Annotated in this window: 20 protein-coding genes; 8 read left to right on the forward strand and 12 right to left on the reverse strand. The window is 62.0% G+C overall.

Annotated elements, in window-relative coordinates:
- Positions 1-18: 18 nt before the first annotated feature.
- The 5 genes from P775_RS07540 to P775_RS07560 are packed head-to-tail and all read right to left on the reverse strand — an operon-like array spanning position 19 to position 6,361.
- Positions 19-2,019 (reverse strand): prohead protease/major capsid protein fusion protein, encoded by a 2,001-nt coding sequence (locus P775_RS07540; protein ID WP_099910403.1) that lies wholly within the window; start codon positions 2,017-2,019, stop codon positions 19-21.
- 12 nt (positions 2,020-2,031) lie between these two features.
- Positions 2,032-3,576 (reverse strand): phage portal protein, encoded by a 1,545-nt coding sequence (locus P775_RS07545; protein WP_099910404.1) that lies wholly within the window; start codon positions 3,574-3,576, stop codon positions 2,032-2,034.
- Positions 3,573-3,782 (reverse strand): phage head-tail joining protein, encoded by a 210-nt coding sequence (locus P775_RS07550; protein ID WP_099910405.1) that lies wholly within the window; start codon positions 3,780-3,782, stop codon positions 3,573-3,575. The genes P775_RS07545 and P775_RS07550 overlap by 4 nt, the downstream gene beginning before the upstream one ends.
- A 1-nt stretch (position 3,783) precedes the next feature.
- Positions 3,784-5,715 (reverse strand): phage terminase large subunit family protein, encoded by a 1,932-nt coding sequence (locus tag P775_RS07555; protein WP_099910406.1) that lies wholly within the window; start codon positions 5,713-5,715, stop codon positions 3,784-3,786.
- A 37-nt stretch (positions 5,716-5,752) separates the two neighbouring features.
- Positions 5,753-6,361, reverse strand: coding sequence for an elements of external origin (locus tag P775_RS07560; RefSeq protein ID WP_099910407.1), 609 nt, complete (start codon positions 6,359-6,361; stop codon positions 5,753-5,755).
- Positions 6,362-6,455: 94 nt separating this feature from the next.
- Between P775_RS07560 and P775_RS07565 the strand changes: the two genes are divergently transcribed.
- The 5 genes from P775_RS07565 to P775_RS07585 all read left to right on the forward strand — a co-directional run bounded on the left by P775_RS07565 (position 6,456) and on the right by P775_RS07585 (position 9,316).
- Positions 6,456-6,665, forward strand: coding sequence for a hypothetical protein (locus P775_RS07565; RefSeq protein ID WP_099910408.1), 210 nt, complete (start codon positions 6,456-6,458; stop codon positions 6,663-6,665).
- Between the two features lie 11 nt (positions 6,666-6,676).
- The gene (locus tag P775_RS07570) at positions 6,677-7,234 is read left to right on the forward strand and encodes a hypothetical protein (RefSeq protein ID WP_099910409.1); all 558 of its coding nucleotides are present in this window, start codon (positions 6,677-6,679) and stop codon (positions 7,232-7,234) included.
- Positions 7,235-7,313: 79 nt separating this feature from the next.
- Positions 7,314-8,195, forward strand: a complete 882-nt coding sequence (locus P775_RS07575; protein ID WP_099910410.1) for a M15 family metallopeptidase — start codon at positions 7,314-7,316, stop codon at positions 8,193-8,195.
- Between the two features lies 1 nt (position 8,196).
- The gene (locus P775_RS07580; RefSeq protein ID WP_099910411.1) at positions 8,197-8,520 is read left to right on the forward strand and encodes a hypothetical protein; all 324 of its coding nucleotides are present in this window, start codon (positions 8,197-8,199) and stop codon (positions 8,518-8,520) included.
- 1 nt (position 8,521) lies between these two features.
- Positions 8,522-9,316: a hypothetical protein gene (locus P775_RS07585; protein ID WP_099910412.1), complete on the forward strand. Its 795-nt coding sequence runs from the start codon at positions 8,522-8,524 to the stop codon at positions 9,314-9,316.
- 25 nt (positions 9,317-9,341) lie between these two features.
- Here P775_RS07585 and P775_RS07590 read toward each other — a convergent pair whose 3' ends face one another.
- From P775_RS07590 to P775_RS07620, 7 genes are all read right to left on the reverse strand, one after another.
- Entirely contained in the window at positions 9,342-10,040 is a 699-nt protein-coding gene (locus tag P775_RS07590) for a pyridoxal-phosphate dependent enzyme (protein ID WP_099910413.1), read from the reverse strand.
- Positions 10,037-10,990 carry a DNA methyltransferase gene (locus tag P775_RS07595; protein WP_099910414.1) on the reverse strand — a complete coding sequence of 318 codons (954 nt, stop codon included), beginning with the start codon at positions 10,988-10,990 and terminating at the stop codon, positions 10,037-10,039. Before P775_RS07595 ends, P775_RS07590 begins: the two co-directional genes overlap by 4 nt.
- Entirely contained in the window at positions 10,983-11,774 is a 792-nt protein-coding gene (locus tag P775_RS07600; protein ID WP_245875607.1) for a ParB/Srx family N-terminal domain-containing protein, read from the reverse strand. The genes P775_RS07595 and P775_RS07600 overlap by 8 nt, the downstream gene beginning before the upstream one ends.
- Positions 11,775-12,098: 324 nt before the next feature.
- The gene (locus P775_RS07605; protein WP_180287370.1) at positions 12,099-12,620 is read right to left on the reverse strand and encodes a DUF6362 family protein; all 522 of its coding nucleotides are present in this window, start codon (positions 12,618-12,620) and stop codon (positions 12,099-12,101) included.
- Between the two features lie 20 nt (positions 12,621-12,640).
- Entirely contained in the window at positions 12,641-13,498 is an 858-nt protein-coding gene (locus P775_RS07610; protein ID WP_099910415.1) for a helix-turn-helix domain-containing protein, read from the reverse strand.
- Positions 13,495-13,689 carry a hypothetical protein gene (locus P775_RS07615; RefSeq protein WP_143520839.1) on the reverse strand — a complete coding sequence of 65 codons (195 nt, stop codon included), beginning with the start codon at positions 13,687-13,689 and terminating at the stop codon, positions 13,495-13,497. The genes P775_RS07610 and P775_RS07615 overlap by 4 nt, the downstream gene beginning before the upstream one ends.
- A gap of 10 nt (positions 13,690-13,699) precedes the next feature.
- A complete protein-coding gene (locus P775_RS07620) occupies positions 13,700-13,957 on the reverse strand; it encodes a helix-turn-helix transcriptional regulator (RefSeq protein WP_099910417.1) in 258 nt (85 codons plus the stop codon).
- 384 nt (positions 13,958-14,341) lie between these two features.
- Between P775_RS07620 and P775_RS07625 the strand changes: the two genes are divergently transcribed.
- From P775_RS07625 to P775_RS07635, 3 genes are all read left to right on the forward strand, one after another.
- Positions 14,342-14,860: a hypothetical protein gene (locus P775_RS07625; RefSeq protein WP_143520840.1), complete on the forward strand. Its 519-nt coding sequence runs from the start codon at positions 14,342-14,344 to the stop codon at positions 14,858-14,860.
- 127 nt (positions 14,861-14,987) lie between these two features.
- Positions 14,988-16,256 carry a tyrosine-type recombinase/integrase gene (locus tag P775_RS07630; RefSeq protein WP_099910419.1) on the forward strand — a complete coding sequence of 423 codons (1,269 nt, stop codon included), beginning with the start codon at positions 14,988-14,990 and terminating at the stop codon, positions 16,254-16,256.
- A gap of 539 nt (positions 16,257-16,795) precedes the next feature.
- Positions 16,796-17,942: hypothetical protein (locus P775_RS07635; RefSeq protein WP_143520841.1), on the forward strand; the 1,147-nt coding region annotated here is incomplete at its 3' end.

The following is a 17,942-nucleotide window of genomic DNA, read 5'->3' on the forward strand; positions in this document are numbered from 1 at the left end:
TGGGGGTGGTGGGGAGGATCAGATGCCCGCGTTGCGGTAGAGGCCGCGCCAGTCGATGGCTTTGGAGGCGAAGTCGTGTCGAGCTTTGATTTCCATGCCGTCGACCTCGAAGCCCATGCGGGTTTCGGTGTAAACGCCGTTGCTGCCGTCGAGATAGGCGTATTCCACCGTGTCAATCCGGTTCGGATCGGCGGCGAGGAACCACGGATCGGCCCCGGCGGCCGGGATCAGGCGGGGTTCCTCGATCGGCTCAAGGCGTCCGGCGAAAGCGTTCACGCCCGCCACCGCATTAGGTGTGGTGGCGGTGACGTTCTTGCGCGCTTCGACCGACCGGCTGCCAGGAGGGGTGATCAGATAGCGCGGCTGGACCGAGATTTGCCGGGCCTCCAGTCCGCGCTGATTTCCAAAAAGCCGGTAGGCTTCCGCGAGGGTGGTCTCAGAAATCGCCCCGGCGGTGCCGAGATTGCCGTGGCCTGCGTTGAAGAGAGCCACGCCGTCGCCCATCAGCGGGTTGGAGGTCAGGATCGAATAGACCAGATCGGACTCGAGATCAGCCGCCGAGGCCCCGAAAGCCGAAGGAATACGGGTGAAAGCATCGAGATCGTCGTTGATCAGCGTCTGGCGGGTGATGCCAATGATCCGGCCATAGGTCAGCAGGGCATAGACTTCGCGGCCCTCGCCCATGGTCCCGTAGGTGAACTCGCCGCTTTCAGGCACGCGCAACAGGTCCGGGGCCCCGGCAAGCTGGGTGCGCTGGACAGGGCGGAAGTCGGTGATCGTCGCCTGCCGCGCCCAAGCGGTGAAGGTGCGGGGCGTGCTGTCATAGGCCGAGCGCAGGGTCTTATTGGCGACGTTTGCGAGGATGAACGGGAAATCGGCGCTGGAATGATAGCCGGGCCCAGCGCGTTTCTGCAGCGCTTCGGTCGCCAGTTCCATCCGCGACAGGCCTCGGGTGCTGATCCCGCGGCGTTCGAGCGCATGACGGGCCATATCGAGAAGATTGAGCCCACGGAATTCCCGCGCCGCATCGGTCAGCTTGTGCAGGCCGGGCGAATGGCGGTGCAGCAAGGCGTCCGTCACAGCATCGCGATAGGCGATTTCGATGGCGCCACTGTCTCGCGCCGCCGCCGGGACCGTTGCACCGGTGCGGGTGCCGACGGTATCAGCCTCGGCCAGCTTATCGAGCACAGCGCCGCGGGCGACATTGAGCGACACGCCACGGCCGATCAGATCAGCGGCAAAGGTGTTGTCGAGGCCGTGGCGCTGGCAGAGCGTCAGGATATCCGCCGCCGCGCGCTGCGCCTCGGCGCGGATCGCATCGGCGTTCGGCGGAGCCGCGGCGATCACCGGTGCCGGGGGCTGGACAGGATCGATGGCGCGCGTGACGGGTGCGGGCGCGGCAACGGCTGCAGGTTGGATATCGTCGGGCATTGGGGCCTCCAAGGTTGGGGTTGCATGGCGAGTGAGGGTGCAAGTGTTCATCGTGGCGCTGCGGATGGTGTCAGACCGGACCCGTGCGCCGGGATCGGCGCCGATCGCCACGGCGGAGATTTCAAGCGGTTCCCAATCAACGGCGCGCCAGAGTTCAGGGGCGCCGTCGCGTTTAGTGATGTCATAGCGATGGACGCGGTAGCCGACCGAGACGTTGCGGATGATGCCGCCTGCGATGTCGCGGAAGATCGGCTCGACGTCGGCCCGCTCGCTGAAGCGGATCGTGGCGGTGCCCTGGCCGTTGGCGATCCGGGCTGATCCGTCGACGACCACACCGAGGACCGAGTCCAGCGACCAGGCATCATGGGAATTCAGGAACGGCGCGCCGCCATTCAGGCGGTCCAGCCGGACTGCTGATCCGTCCAGCGACAGTTCCTCGTCGACCGCCTCGTCCCAGAACCGGGCTCGCCGGACAGTGGCGCCGGTGGTCCAGATGATTTCAACCGTTCGGGCGGCCTCGTCGACGGAACCCGCGCGCACGGACGCCATCCGCCCCTGCAGGGGCAGATCGATGATGTCTTTCGGCATGATTTGCTCCGTTCAGGCTTGGCTGGGATCTGGCAGCGGTTTGGACGTCTCGCCGTCCAGCGATCCGGGGTCTTGGCTTTGCACCTGCCCGCCGCGGCTGACCTTTCGCGGATCGCTGTCGAAAATCAGGTTCATGGTATCGGCGAGGAGCGCAAACTCCTGCCATTCTTCCAGCACCTTGCGCGGATCGTAGCCGCGCTTGGCGATCTGCTGGGCGATGGTCGAAAACCCGGCGCGGGTCTCCAACAGGTCGGTGGTTGCATCCTGCAACGGATTGACGCTATCGAACTTCGGCGGCGCCCATTCGACCGGCACATCGGCGGTTGGGATCAACCCGGCTGCAAAGGCTGCCTCGCAGAACCAAGCCCAAATTGGCTGACAGAACATTGGGATGATCATCTGCCATTGCATGGCCTCCACCATCCGGCGGAATTCGTTCAGGCCGACGCGACTGGACGAAAAGTTCACCTGTGACAGATCGCCCGTCATCAACTCATACGGCACCCGCCAGCCTGCGGCGATGATGTGCAATTGCACCCGGTGCCATTCATAGACGCCTGCAGTGGAGGCGGGCTGGTTGAACTTGATGTCCTTGCCGCCCCGCGCATAGGCAATCAGCCCCGGTTCAAACTGCTCGATCCGGTTCCCATCAGCATCCTGCACCACCGGGGCGATCGATTGCTGGGTTTCGTCATCGCCAAAGACGATGCCGACGAGGCAGGCTTCGGTCTTCTTGCGCACCAACTCGGCCCGCTGCCAGTCGTCGACATCGCGGAGCGCCGCCATCGCCGGGGTGCCCCAGGGCACGCCGCGCGATTGCACCCGCTGGCGTTCGAACAAATGCGCCACCCGATCGGCCGGGATACGGACAGACTCAAACCGACGCGAAAACACCGGGGCCGCATCGCCCGGGTGATCGGGATACATCCAGTAGGCGGTGCGCCGACCGGCGCTGTCATGCTCGATGCCGTACCTAATCCGTGCCCCACCGGCGCGATCCTCGAATTTCGCCGCATCAAGGTGGTCGGCCTCCTTCAGTTCAATCTGCAGCGGAACCATCAGACCCGCCGAGCGTGGGCGGCGCACACGCAGGGCAAACACATCACCGCCCTCGATGGTTTCGCGCATCGCCAGCGACAACAGCCCGTGAAAATCCGTGTGGCCATCGGCGTCACACTGATCCGCCCAGCGCGCCCAGAGATCATCGACCAGCTTGTTTAGCGCCTTGTCGGCGCCTGCCGCCCGCGGCCGGATGCCGGTGCCGACAAGACTGTTGACCAGCACGGCCACGGCCTTCGCTGCGAGGGGATTGTTGCGCACGAGATCCCGCATCCGATCGCGCAGCAGCGGCGCGGCGAGACCGATCTCCGCATCGGCCGCTTTGCCGCTAGTGGTCCAGCCGTCGGTGCCGCGACCTTTGGTCGAGCCATCATAGGCCCGGCGCAGATTGCCCAGCGCGATCCGGGCAGCATAGCGCTGCGAGGCGGCCTGCGGCGATATCAGCGCCACTGCTCGATCGATCAGGCCCCAGCGGATTGTGGGTGGGGTCTTGGTCACCGCGCACCCCGGCGGAAACCAGCGAAGCCTGCAACGGGGAGGGGGCTGCCGGTGATCTGCGCCATTTCGGATTCGATGATGCGAACGCGGGACAGCAAATCGGCGGCATTGCCGTATTCCACTGTCCGGCCATCCGAGGTCACGCGCAGCGTGCCAGCAGCATAAGCCCGTTTGAGCGCATCCAGTTCAGCTTGCGTCCATGCCATCTCAGAACCATTTCTTTCTCGGGCCCATCCAGGGGGCGGGTCGTTTTGCGGTTGTCGGTGGTGCGGGCCGGTTTGGCTGTCCCGCTGGCAAGGCGTCGGTTTGTCCCGTCGCCATTTGCGCTTCCAGCTGCTCCCAGCGCAGGTTGTCCCAGCGATCGATCCCCATCAGCCAGGCGGCGGCGCGGGCATAGACCCTGCAGTCGAGCGCCTCGTTGCGTTCGCGCGTTTGCTGCCATTCCAGCCGCTGAAAACCTTGCCGGGTCTTGATCGTCATCAGCTGCTCGGCGGTCAGCTGCTTCATCCATTCCGCCGTTGTGCCTTTCGGGATGTGCACAAACCCGTGCGGCCATTCCCCACCCTCGGCCAGTTCTTCGTCAGTCGGGGCGACAAGGCGCAGGAAACGATAGGTCTCTGACTTGAACACCGCACCGGCCACTTTCCAAAGCTGTACCCCACGCCGGAGCTTGCGCCCGGCCTCGGTCACTTCGACATAAGTCGGCCCGTCGACCGGCGTGGTGCGGTCAAATCCAGCGACACCCTTGATCGCGATCACCTGTCCGCGCCCGGCTGCCCGTACCCAGGAATAGACCGCATCGGTGGTGACACCGTCGCCCGAGTCGATTGCCATCCGCGCTAATGCCATCCGGCATCCTGACGCGTGCTCCCATGTTTGCCCCAGAAGCTCCGAAAGCTGCGCCCAGACTTCCGGCCTCGCGGTATCACCTTCCAAAACCACATGATCGACCAGCCAGGAGCGCAGATTACGACCCCAACCCCAGACATCGACCTCGATCCGGTCGCGCTGCACATCGGCCCCGGCGGTCAAAAGCAACACGCCCTCTGGCGCCATCCCAAGCTGCCAATCTGCCCGCCGCTCATAAAGCCGCTGCCAGTCCGGTGCCTCGCCGCGTTCCTGCCATGTCTCGCCAAGGACGGTGTTTTTAAGCGTCTTCAGCGCCGCATCATTCCCCAGCGCTCCTTCCCATCCGCGGGCGATCTCTTCCCAGGACAACCACCCGAGCGGCGAATAGAGACCGGAAATGTGATAGCCGACCACGCCCGCGGCTTTCGCTGCCGCCTGCACCTCGGGCGCAGCGGTAGCTTGCCAGCCCGCGCCATTCTCTTCCGCCATCATCCATGTCTTGTGCCGCTCAGCGATCGGCGCATCGCAATGCTCACAGAGATACTGCACCGTCTCGGCTTTGCCCGGTTCCCAGCGCAGCCGTTCGAATTGCAGCCATTGCAGCCCGCCGCAATGTGGACAGGGCACGTGATAGCGCTGCTGGTCAGACAATTCCCACTCCCGCTCAATCCGGCTCAAGCCTTTCAGCGTTGGCGTCGATGCCAGAAACACCTTGCTGCGATGCCCGAAGCTGATGGTCCGAGCCTCGGCCAAAGCGATCGGATCACCCTCGCCATCGACATCGCCCGGGTATGCATCGACCTCGTCGAGAAACACCCAGCGTGCGGGCATCGAGCGCAGGCCCACGGCAGAGTTCGCGCCGGTCAGGATCAACTGGCCACCCGGAAACCGCTTGCCCAGAATGGTGTTCCCGGCATCCCGCGACCGTGAGGGCAGCACCAACGCCCGCAAATCCGGGCTTTCCTCAATCAGCGGATCGATCCGCTGCTGTGACAAACGTTTCGCCAGATCAACGGTCGGCTGCACGGCCAGAAATGGCCCAGGCGCCCGGTGCATGCAAAAGCCGATCCAGTTGTTGCCCGCCTCGGTCGCCCCAACCTGTGCCGCTTTCATGAACACCACCCGCTGCGCTGGATGGCGCGGCGACAGCGCATCCATCACCGCCTTCATGTAAGGCGTCCGCGCGGTCCGATAGGGCCCGGCTTCCGAAGCAGCGCGAGACGACAAAACCCGGTGCCGGTCGGCCCATTGCGAGACGGTCAGCGACGGATCAGGCGCCAGACCGGCCATCCATGCGCGTCGGACCTCTTCAGCCCCATCGAAGCTTTCAGCGGAGCTCAATTTTCACCTCCGCCATCTCGGTCAGGTGCTGGCGCAGATAGATGTCCAGAACCTGCTCCATCCGATGGGCATCGACGCCCAGTTCCGCCGCCATGTTGGCCGCCACCCGCGGCGGCCAGTTCAGCCAGGCATCCCGCTCCCGCCGTGCCAGATCGAAGACCATCGCCGTGGCCCGGGCCCGGTCGATCACCTCGGCCTTCATCTTTTCCAGCCGGACCTTGGCTGTCTGGGCCTTCAAAACCTCGTTGGCCATCCGGGCACGCAGGAACGATACCTCGCCGCCGCTGGCCTCAGTTCCGCCCGGATCGGTGCCCGCATCGCGCAACGTATCGGCCACGGCCTTGATCGCCGACTGCGGCACCGGCTTGGTCGCGGCCGCCCGCGCCGTGCCCGCGGCCGTTTCCGCGCCCATCTGGCGCGCGTGCAGGCCGCGCTGTTTCGCTGGATCGGTCTGTGCGCCCCATTCGGCATCGGCGCGATCGGGGTCAATCGTGCCGTCCGGCAGGGTCGTGATCCGCCCGGTGGCAATGGCTTTGCGCACCGCCGCCTCGGAGACGCCGCGCTGCGCCGCATAGCTTCTCCGGGACACTCCCATTCTGATCGAAACCTCATTTATTCAGTGACTTAGGAGTTGCTCTCTTTGGGTCTCGTGCGCTGTCTGCAGCCATCTCAACGCAACGGAGGCCGCCATGAAACCCCTGACAACCCACGAAGAATTCTGCCTCAAGAACGCCGCCCACTTTGTCGCCGCCCGCGGCCGCACGCCCGCTACCCGGACCCGCGAGCAATTCGCGACGCTGCCCGAGGCGCAGGCCTTTGGAGCCGCGATCGGCGACGGCCGGACGATGATCTACGCCGTCACAGACCTTGGGCATTCCGCCCACATCACCAACGCCTGAAGGAACCTGATATGAAAACCAAACCCCTCACCGCCGCGCAGATCGACACGCTCGCCCAGCGCCTTTCGGAACCGCCGATCGCGCCCACCGCAAGCGCCAAGAAGGCGGGGGATAACCTCGCTCGCTTACTAGCGGCGCAGATCGGCAACGACCGCGCGGCACTTGCCTTCACCTCGATCCTGACCGCGGCCACTTTCGAGCAGGCGGAGGCCCGGCTGACCTTGGTTCTGGACTACGGCAACACTGGACCGGTGGCCGATGCCGTCCCGGGGCAAGAGCAAAAGGCCGCAGGCGCCCCGGTAACCGGCAAGCGAAAGGCCATCCTCGAACAGGCCCAAAGCGGGGTGCTGCCGCAGGCACCGGATTTCTCCAAACCGACCCACGCTCGGTTCCGCGCCAAGCTTGCGCAAATCGTTGCATTGGCCGAGGCGGGCGACATCGCCGCATTGCGGGCGTTCGAGATCAACCCGGTCTCATCCAGCCCGAAGGCTTTGGCGCGCTACCGTGACAACGCGGTGCTAGCAATTGGAGCCCGGGAGGACCGAGCCATCCATGACCGTTTACCTTGATTCGTGAGTCCGTCTGTGGTTGCATAATTTCAATTACTTAAGGTTTGGAGAATCAATTTAAGCAAGAAGGATTACCAGAATGCCTTTCAAATTGGCGCGTGGTGGGAACAACATTCCGGCGGAGGTGCAGCGGTGGCAATATTTCCTCCTAAGGCGAGGTATTCCTCAGGTCGGACGAGTCGACGCGGATTTTGGCCAGAAGACTGAGGACGCAACGCGCATCTTCCAGCTTCAGCAAAACCTCTCAACGTCCGGTAAGCTCGATGCTACCACGATTGAGACCGCAAAGGCTTTTGGCTACACAGTTCTCCCCGACGACTACTACCAGCAGCGGAATGGCGCCAACTGGCCGCCTCGGCCAGACGGCCTGTCTTCCCCAAATAACGCATGGCGGAACAGCAACCTTGGGTGCTTTGATTACATTCAAAAGGCCAGCAAGTTTCGCGATCGTATCGAACGCATCGTCATCAAGGGCGATTGCGCGGGAACCACCAATGACTGGACGCAAGCCCAAATCAATGACCTGCGTTCCAGCGCGTTCAGTCACGCCGATGGCTACAATGGATACTTCCGCGTTCACGGCAAGGCCAAGGATGCTCTCGAAGAACTTCTGAACCAGTGGAAGGCGGCCGATTTACTGCATCTTGTGATCAGCTTCGCAGGTGCCTTCGACCCACGTTACATCTTTGGCTACAATCCGGGGAACTCGCCCCAGCCGAAGCGAAAAAGCACCGATCCGGACCATGGAGGTAAGCTGAGCAATCACGCCTTCGGAAGTGCCTTCGACATTAATGCGACTTGGAACTGGATCGGCAACGAACCTGCAAGATGCGGAAGCAAGGGCTCAGTCCGCGAATTAGTCGAGGCAGCAAACCGTGCTGGCTTCTATTGGGGAGGGCATTTTGGCGGAGGCAGGATAGACGGGATGCACTTTGAGTTGGCAGCTTTAAGGAGTAAGTGAAATGAAACATTTTCTTTCAATTATTCTGGTTACTTTGGTAGCTGGAGCCGCTAACGCTCAGGATGAGCAAAGTTACAACGTCTGCGAGCGCTTCCCTGAGTTCTGCATCCCGGGCGATCAGGTAACTAGACCACTTGCTCGACGTCAGATCGAGTTCAACGTGTGCGAAGTCTGGCCGGAGTCTTGTGATGTCAAAGGGAATGACGGGCTGTCAAAAGAACCTAGAACACTTGATTTCTGTCAACTCTACCCTGACTCATGCGTAATACAGGATCGTGAAGGGCTGAAGGCATACTTCGATCAGATGATCCAAGGAGGTTTCTAGAATGCTAGATGCGCAAAGCCTTGGAAGGATAGCTGACAACCTTGCCTCAGGGCTGTCATCTGGTGCACAACGTTTCATTCTCTTGTTCATTATCATTTTGGCTGGTGCTCTATCGTACTTAGCAACAGGTGATTTGATTGTGACTCTGCTTTTTATAGCTTTAGGCCCAATTTTGTTGTTGTTCGGCTTGCTTGCGCCAGAGAATCGCCCGGAAGGCTGGGAGGCGATTTGGACGTTCATTCTTATGCTTGGTTATCTCCTTGTAACGCTCGTCCTTATCGCTGTGGCGGTCTACATTTCGACTTCTAGGGACAAGGACATTTCGACGAGCCTCAACGAAATTTGGCACAATAAGTTCGAAGAGGCAGTCCACCACTTCGATCAGCAAGTTGAGGAGGTTGTGGCTCAGATGGGTAATCAAGTCGACCCGAATGCATTGTTTGGAGCGATTTCTAATCGAGTTAAGTCATGCGAGGATGACCCTAATTGCATTGGCTATAAGGAACACATCGTACGTGTTGCGCGTTTCCTAGATGATTGGGAGGTTTGCAGGGAAACAAGATGTAGAAACTCAACCGTAATAGAATATTTTGACGACCGGATTTTTGAGTTCTGGGGGACATATCGATGCGAGGTCAAGAGTCTTCGAGATCAACAAGGATTTGGGATAAGCCTTGGGGTTCGAATTGAAGATCGTTATGAGAGCTTGCCACGAGTAAGAGACCTTCTTGTTGCTGCAGGGAACCTTGGGGGGATCGAGAATAGCTTGAGATATTGTGCGGCCAATAGCGCGTAGCCAATTCACCTTTTGTTGCCTTCATTTATGGAGATGGCGCCACGTTCCAGAAAAGTATTCGCCCCGGCCCGCGCATCGCCACGCACAACTCCCAAGCCTTCGCATCATAGTGCGGGTCCGCCGGAAAGGGTGCGCCGATAAGCGCCACCTGTCCAAAGGCCCGCGGATAGACGTGAATACGGGCTCCAGCGACGTCCCTAGCCGTCAGTTCCCGCCCGATCTGCACCACATGCCGCTGGGCTTTTGGCCATGCCAACGCCATGCCCCGCGCTAGAACGCCCGATCCCGCCGCGCACCACACCTCGTCTGGTTCAAGCCCGGTCGCCAGTGCGGCTGCGGCGATTGTCTCGACACCGCCTGGAACATCCGCACCGAACGGGATCAGCGATGCCCCGCTGTCCCGGCAATATTGGCGCGCCCGGCTTTGGACGACGGTGAGATATCCCGGCGAGACCGGCACTACCTTGGCGCCCAGTCTTGCCGCTTCCAGCGTCCGGGCGTGCGGTTTCGCGCGCTGAGCGACAAAGATCGTGGCCTTCTTGCCCAGCGCCCGGGCGACGTGTGCGAGGGCGGTTTGCGCGCCGCCCTCAGGTGGGCTGGCATAGACGGCTTCCTGCACGCGGTCGAACACGCGGCCGATGAACCGTGCTTTGGTGCCGCCCGGGTGCAGATCGTCGCGGACCACCCAGATCCCCGCATGGGTTTGCACGATCGGGGCGGTCATTCTTGGGGAGCCTCTTCGCTGGTGTCGTCGGCCTCGTCAATTTCGCCGAATTCCACCTGTCCGATCGCCTCGGTGGCGCGCTTGGGGTCGCCCTTGCAGAACACCAGCACATTCTGATGTGTCCGGCCCAATTTGCGGGAGGCTTCGAACTGCCGTCCGGCGCGGACCGGGAGCGATCCCACTGCGGTGACGAGGATCGCATCGTTGTAGAAACGGGCACCGGCAGCCTCAAAGGCCTCGATTGTTTTGCCCGGCAGGTTCACGAAAAACCCGCCAGCATCCCGAACATCACCAATTACCCAGACGGCGAAACGATCGTCGCGCAGGCGTGAGACGGTCCCTGTGATGATCCGGGCATAGGCTTCGAAGAACGCCTCCTTGCCCAGCGTTGAGAGGTCGGCCGGATCGTCGGAATAGACCTCAAGGTTCCAATAGGGTGGGCAGCTGAAGATCAGATCGGCGTCGACGCACTTGGCGAGCGTGGCGATGTCGCGGCTGTCGCCGGTGATCCACTGCGGGGCAGGGCCAGCGCCCAGCGCCGCCTGTGCCTGATTGGCGGCGACCTGTTCGGCGCGCAGTTCGATCCCGACGTAGTCCCGGCCCAGCTGCGAAGCGACGATGCCGCGGACTGATCCACCTGCGAAAGGATCGAGGACCGTGCCGCCCTGTGGGCAAAACCAGCGGTAGGCGATTTCGCAAAGGACTGGGTCGAAGATTGAAGTGCCCGAGGCTGCGGGGGTGTCGGAGGCTTGGTAGTGATCGGAAAGAAAGGCTTCGGTGGTCAATTCATGGCCCAGTTCAGCCTCCTTGGCGCGTTTTTTAGCATAGAAGCTGGGATCGCCGGAGGTGTGCGACGGCATAAGCACGCCGCCATTGGTCTTTTCGCCGCCGACCACATGCTCGCCGCGCATCAGGTCTTGGCCGAAGGTGCGGGCGGGGGATTTAGCCATGTGCGGCCTCCTTTTTCTGGCGGCGGGCGGTGGCGGCTTTGGCGACCTGATCGGCCAGACCACCACCGCCTAGGACCGCGCCATCGTTGAACGCCTTGGCCGCGCCGGGTTTGTAATCCTTTCGCGATCCGTTGCCTGGCATCGGACTGCCGCCCGGGCAGGCGCGATCGCCTTCGCCGCGGCCGAGTTCGGAGCGAATGTTCATTTCCAGCCAAGCGCGTTTGCGATCCTGCCACCAGCCCTTGCGGGCATCGAGGATTGAGAACGGCGGGATGCCGAAGCGCGCGGCGAGGCTGCCGGATGACGAGGCGGCGGGTTGGCTTTCGCTTTCGCCTGCCTCGCCGACTTGCTCGCCGCCGCCTAGCGCGCCCACATCGCCAAATTCAAACCCCGCCAGCAATTCTTCCAGTTCAGCCTCGTCGAAGCCGATCATGTCCAGATCGAAATTTTCGTCGCGCAGCGCCGCCAGTTCCGAGGCCAGCATCGCGTTGTCCCACCCCGCATTTTCGGCAATCCGGTTGTCGGCAAGAATCAGGGCCCGGCGCTGGGCCTCCGAAAGATGGTCCAGGACGATCACCGGCACCTGCGCCAGGCCAAGGCTTTGCGCCGCCATCAGCCGTCCGTGCCCGGCAATGATCACATCGTCCTCGCCGATCAGGATCGGGTTGGTGAAACCGAACTCGGCGATCGAGGCTGCGATCTGGGCCACCTGATCGGCGGAATGGGTGCGGGCATTGCGGATGTAGGGCACCAGCCGCGAGGTTTGCATCATGTCGATCTGCAAAAGGTGGTCTCCTGAAAAAGGAACGGCCCGGTGATCAACACCGGGCCAGTTGAGGCAGGGCAGGGAGGTATAAACGGCGATCGGTGGGTGCGTGCGTACCTGCGAACCCAAGAGTGCGCACCCAAGGCGCGAACCCAGAAAAAATGTTTGACGCTAGAGACTTATTGCGCCTCTGCCCCCCGCATACACATCAGACCCGGGTGGAACCGGGGCCCGGGGCCCGGGGGGCTGCGAAGGGCGAGGCGCGCCGGTCGGGGAACAGCGTCCAAAGCGGCTGGGGAGCCAAGCGATCTGTCGCCCATGTGGTCCCTCATCCTATCGCTTTTATGCCTCAAAACCCGGAGATGTGTCGCGCCCGAATTTCAACGCGTTTTGCCCATCCTCCTGCGTGTTGGCGGCGGTTTCACCCGGGATTGTGCCGGTCGTTGCGGCGGGCATTTTGGGCGCCTTGACCTTGCGCTTTGATTTCGCTGCGGAATTCAGCTTCTTCGCAATCGTCAAAAGTGCTGCCGCCCAGCGGCGCCAGGCGGTCGATCGCACACATCCTGCGCGAATGCAGACCTGCCGCCAGCGCGCGCCCTCGGCCCGCAGCCAGACGATCCGGGCATCCTCGGGATCGACCAATAACAGCCAGTCGAGGCATTCCTCCATCCGGGTGATGGCCGCCGCACTCGGGATCACCCGCATCGGGGCCTCGGGCGTGTAGCCATAGGCGTGCTTGGCCTCCTGCACGATCGGCGGCCAGGACGAACGATAGCCACGGGGGCGGTCCTTCTCAGGCAGGCGGCGCAGCACATAGGCGGCCTCCTCGAAGCGATCCTCGATGTCGCGGGGTGTCAGGGTCATGGTGGTCCTCCCTCAGGGGTTCAGTAAATCTGCTTGGCCCGCAACGCGGCAACGGTCACGAGCCCGGCCGCCAGCAGGGCGTCGCGCATCACGTTCGACACAGCGCTCGTTGGGACGTAGCGGTCGGAATTGATCCAGTCGGCTGTGAATGCGAGGATTTCTGCGCGGCTCGCTTTGGCCACAGGCTTCGCTTCCCCAGCACTTTTCGCCTTTGCCGCCAGCGCCAACTGTCGGGCATGACGCGCGGCGATCGCCGGGGTGAAATACTCCCACGTCCGAATTGGATCGGTCCGCTCGCGCTTCGTCCGCTCGGTCAGGGTGGGCAGGATATCGGCGTTCAGATCAAAGCCCTTCGCCTGCCAATCCGCAATCACCTGCCGGGTGGCGGTGATCGCCGTTCTCGATGCCGGGCTCAGGCCCTCGCCGCACGCGGCAAGGCAAGCCGCTTCAGCATCGCCAACGATGTCGGCCTCACGCGCGGTAGTAGTTACAGGTTCTCTTACAAGGTTAGTGTCCAGATTCTGGACATGGCTTTTGCCAAAATCTGGACATGGCTTTTGTGGTTTTCCATGTCCAGATTCTGGACACGGCTCGCGCTCAAAATCGGCCTCAAACCCGAGGATGTAGCGGGTCGATTTGCGCCGGTGCGTGCCCTCGGAATGGCGCCGATGCCTTCGGATCAGCCCCGCCGCTTCCAGCTTTTCGAGATGGGTGTTCAGCGACGAGCGCGAGATTTCGACATCGGCCGCCAACTGGTCCTGCGACGGAAAGCACCCGAAATCCGGGTTATGCCGATCGCAAAGATGCCAGAGCACCAGCTTGGTCGCTGGCATCAGCCCGCGCTGCTGGATTGCCCAGTTGGTGGCCTTGTGGCTCATAGCGCCGCCGTCACGGTGAGGCGTTTGACGATGGCTTGCATCAGGGCGATGCGCTTGTCGGCCTCCGCCTGGCGCATTTTTCCGGCCCTGACGCGGGACCAGTAGAACTGCCTGCGCAGGTCCAGTTCGCGCTGGGCCTCCGTGATCAGGTCTGTGACCGAAAATGATCCGTTGGGGGTGATTTGTGCCATGATCGCTGCCTCAGCGCCGACCGGCAACAGCCCGGTTTGCACCGGTCTTGCGGGCCTCCTGATCGCGCAGCCAGTCGCGCACGGCCTCCATCCGGTAAAGCACCTTGCGACCCACCCGAACGCAGGGCGGCCCCATGCGGCGGGTCTCCCAACGCTGCAAGGTGTCCACCGAAAGCGCCAATTCCCGAGCAAGCTCTGCCCGGTTGAGCCAGCCGACCAGAAGGCCGGTGTCGTCCGCGGCAGTGCCGTCCAAGCCAATGTTTTGCATGTCTTTCCTCCGCTTATGGCACCCGTGGATCGGGTCGCCAGGATCACTGAGGGAAGACAATCACGCGCGTGGGACCGGCAAAGAGGCAGAAACCGGCAGAAACAAACCGGCAATTCTGCCGGTCGATTTATCCACCGTTATCGGAAGCGCGGCCTCGGATTTCGATATGAACAAACAACGAACTCTGACAACTTGAGCGGGAGCAGTTAACAAACAGATTCGCAAAATGTTCGCCCCGCCGGAAAGGTCGGGGGCCGTCGTCGTGGTGCGCGATGTCGGCGGCATATCTGCGACAGAATGGGGTGGTTCATGGCGTTTCCGGCAAAGGTTTTCTATTCGGTTTTGGAAGTTTCGGTGCGTTGGGGATGCTCCCAGACGGAGGTCGTGAACTATGCGATCTCAGACGAGATCGATCTGGTCGCAGGCTTTGCGAGGGTGAGACTGGACGGCGAATGCGCCGCGGGCCTTTTGAGCGTGTCTGGCAGCGAGGTGCGGCCGTTGTTCCGCCCTTTCGGCAAGGGCGCCAAGAAAATCTACGTGACGCAGGCGCGACGCACGGGCGAGGAGCATTGGCGCGAGATCACCGAGCCGGTTGGCGGCGTGCGCCTGGCCGCAGCGGACGTCATGATCACCGCCCGTGAAATCGATCGGTTCGAGGAGGCCCACTGCATCGGCCGCACCCGCAACGTCGGCCCCGGAGCGCCAACGAAATACGACTGGGACGGGTTCTATGTCGCACTGATGAAACGGGTCTACACCGGAGGCTTCCCAGTGCGGCAACGCGATCTGGTCATCGAAATGCAGGAATGGTTCATCGCCAATTCCGCCGAAGGCGAAGCGCCGGACGAAAGCACGATCCGCCGCCGGATTCAGTCGGTCTGGAAGGAGTTGAACCCCGCCTGACGCCGCCCGTCCGGTATAATTGCCGGTTTGTTTATGCCGGTTTGCGCCTCTTCGCCGGGCCCTCGCGAAGAGCAGGTTGCTCTTTGCCGCACCTCATCCCTGAGTCGGCACGAAAAGGGGAGCCTGCATGGGAACGCATCTGACGGAACGAGTTGTGAAAGCCGCCGAAATTGGCCGCCGGAAATATGTGGTATTCGACGAGGATTGCCCGGGCTTTGGCTTGTGCGTCTTTGAATCCGGCCGCAAAGGGTTTGTGTTGATCTACCGCGCGGCTGGGCGGCAGCGCCGTTTCACAATTGGCACGTGGCCAAGCTGGTCTGTCACCGCGGCCCGCGACGAAGCCAAGCGCCTGAAACGCGATATCGATCGGGGCGAAGATCCGATGGATGTGCGGACATCTGCGCGGCACGCCCCGACCGTGGAAGAATTAGTCGAGCGGTACATCGACGAACATCTGCCTAAGCTTGCTGCATCCAGCAGTAAGGATCAGGCCAGCATGCTCAAGACATTGGTCTTGCCCGACTGGCGGACGCGTAAGGTGACCGACATCGCGCCGAACGATGTTGATAGGCTACTGACGAAGATCGCAGCGGGGCGGCCACGGGTCTGGAAGAAATCCGTTAAGCCCACCAAGGCGCCACGGGCATTCAAATCAAAGTGGACTAAACCCAATCCCCCGCCAAAGGTTTTCAAGCCGACGCCGGTGCGAGCCAACCGTGTAGGCGAGGTCCTGCGTAAGATGTTCAGCTTGGCTGTCACGTGGAAAATGCGCACCGACAATCCGGCGACCAGCTTTCGCAAGCGCCCGGAAACCGCCCGTGAGCGGTTTCTGTCCTTCGACGAGATCCAGCGGCTCGCCGACGCCCTATGTGCCGATCCAGATCAGCGCGCCGCCGGGATCATCCGCCTGTGCATGCTGACCGGCGCCCGCTGCGGCGAGGCCCGCACCGCCACCTTCGACCAGTTCAATCTTGATCTGGCTATCTGGACCAAACAGGCCGCCTACACCAAACAGCGCCGCGTCCACCGCGTGCCGATCTCGCACGAGGCCGTTGCCCTGATCCGGCTGCGTAGCGATGCCGTGCCCAAAGGCTGCCGCTTCCTTTTCCCCGGCGATGTGCCGGGCCAGCCGGTTGTCGACCTCAAGCGGTTTTGGGAGCGGATGCGCGCGAAGGCCGATATCCCCGATGTGCGCATCCATGATTTGCGCCACACCTTCGCCTCGCTGCTGGTTTCCGGCGGCGCATCGCTTGAAATGATCGGTCGGCTGCTCGGCCACACCCAGATCGGCACAACCCAACGTTACGCCCACCTGATCGACTCGCCCCTGCGGGCAGGGGTGAACGCCGTGGGGGAGATGCTTAAGCCCCGGTTGAAGGTAGTAGGGGGTAATTGAGTCCGTGCTAACCTGATCCTGTGCTTGGTGTCGTGAAGGGCGGAGGGCCTTTCAGTGCGGTGAGGATCGGCGCGCCGCCACACAATTACCGTCGCCCTGCCTCTTTCTCAACAGCGGAGCGACGGCCGCCGCCTACGACTGCGCCGGGGTCTATCTAGAAACCGATTGCTACCGGATAGTGCTGCCGCTGCACCCAGCAACAATTTGGCGCGCGCGCGGCAAGATTTCACTGGTAGGAAGTCTGGCCAACGGCAAATATGCTAATGATGCTATCGACAAATCTGGGGGCATACAGAACGGAATCGGGGAAAGTGGGTACTGTCGCTTATATCGAGGACGACGAGGGAAATGTTCGCGGCCACGGGTTTTATGCCCAGGGCGGCGTTCTCGTGACCTGCGCCCATGTGGTAGGTAACGCAAGCTCGGAAACTCTGCCAGCCTCGGAGTTCCTAGTAGTTTTCGCCAATGGTGTCTTGGCTCGGGGAACTGTTCGCACAGGCGGGTGGTTTCCGGTTCCTCCGCATGAGCATCGAGCCCACGTGAACAAGTTGGTTGATGTCGCATTCCTCGATCTAGAGTTTCGCCCCGACGAAGCGATGTCGGAGGGGCCGCTGAAGTTGCGGCGCATACCGATCAAGGATCCGGATCTCGCAATGACGACTTACGTGCGGGGAAACGGAGCTAAGTCATATGGCGCTGACTCTCGTGAAGGACAGCCAACATTTGGTGGTTGGGAAGCCAATAGTCTTTGCCTTGAATCGCCAATGCAAAAGGGCAAGGCTTCATTCATCCTCAAGGAAGCGGATAACCTCGCGCCGGAGACACGTCTTGGTTGGTCGGGCGCGCCGATCATGATGCGGCAGTCCGATGGTGAAGACTTGATCGTCGGTATGTGGCGTGGCGGAGGGGTGGCAAAACCCTATCAAGGGCTTGCGATCTGCGCCGAGCGGATCAATGAAGAACTGAACCGAGTGATCGGGGCCGGGCCGATGCCCAGGCTTGTGGGGCAGTGGTCGCCCTATCCATTCGATGATGAAGTCCGCGGTCGGTCGCCCAGCCCAGTGGAGCACATCGCGCCAGTCACAGGGCAGGTGCAGTTGATCGGGCCTGGGGACGACAGAACGGCGACGCATGTCAGAACCACAACGGGGTTTGCTCCGGTCTGCGGCCTAAGCACTGCCGCCGGGTCAGTGATATTCGGCATCGCCAGTGCTCGAATGACCATTCAGGTGTTCGGGATGAAGATCAGCAGCCATGCTGGCGATGTAGACATGCCGGGGAGCAGGGCAATCGCCGAACACGAAACCAATTCAGGCACCGAGTCGACCTGGTACATCAAACCCCGAAAGAAGGGCGACGCACTGCGGGGAAATGCCCTTGCTCCGTCACCCGGCGCAGGCTCGGCTTGGACGGAGTTCGCCGAACTTGAGCCGCAAGCGGAGCGAGGAAACAGTTTCCCCGAGGTGGTGGCGACGTTGCAGCCGGATTTCCAGGTGATCGCCTTGCGCGATAAAAACGGCCGCGAGGTCGAAGACGACGACCTCAACCGATTCAAGCTTCAGCTGAGCCAGAAGCTGATGGAAAGGCACAAGGTTCAGGATGGTTGTTTTCCGATGATAGAGAGCAGTGTAGAGCGTCAACCACCTTGTCCGCGGGCGACAACCAATTTGGCCGGTTTTGAGGCCG

The sequence above is a fragment of the Puniceibacterium antarcticum genome, assembly GCF_002760615.1.
Classification (GTDB): Bacteria; Pseudomonadota; Alphaproteobacteria; order Rhodobacterales; family Rhodobacteraceae; genus Puniceibacterium; species Puniceibacterium antarcticum.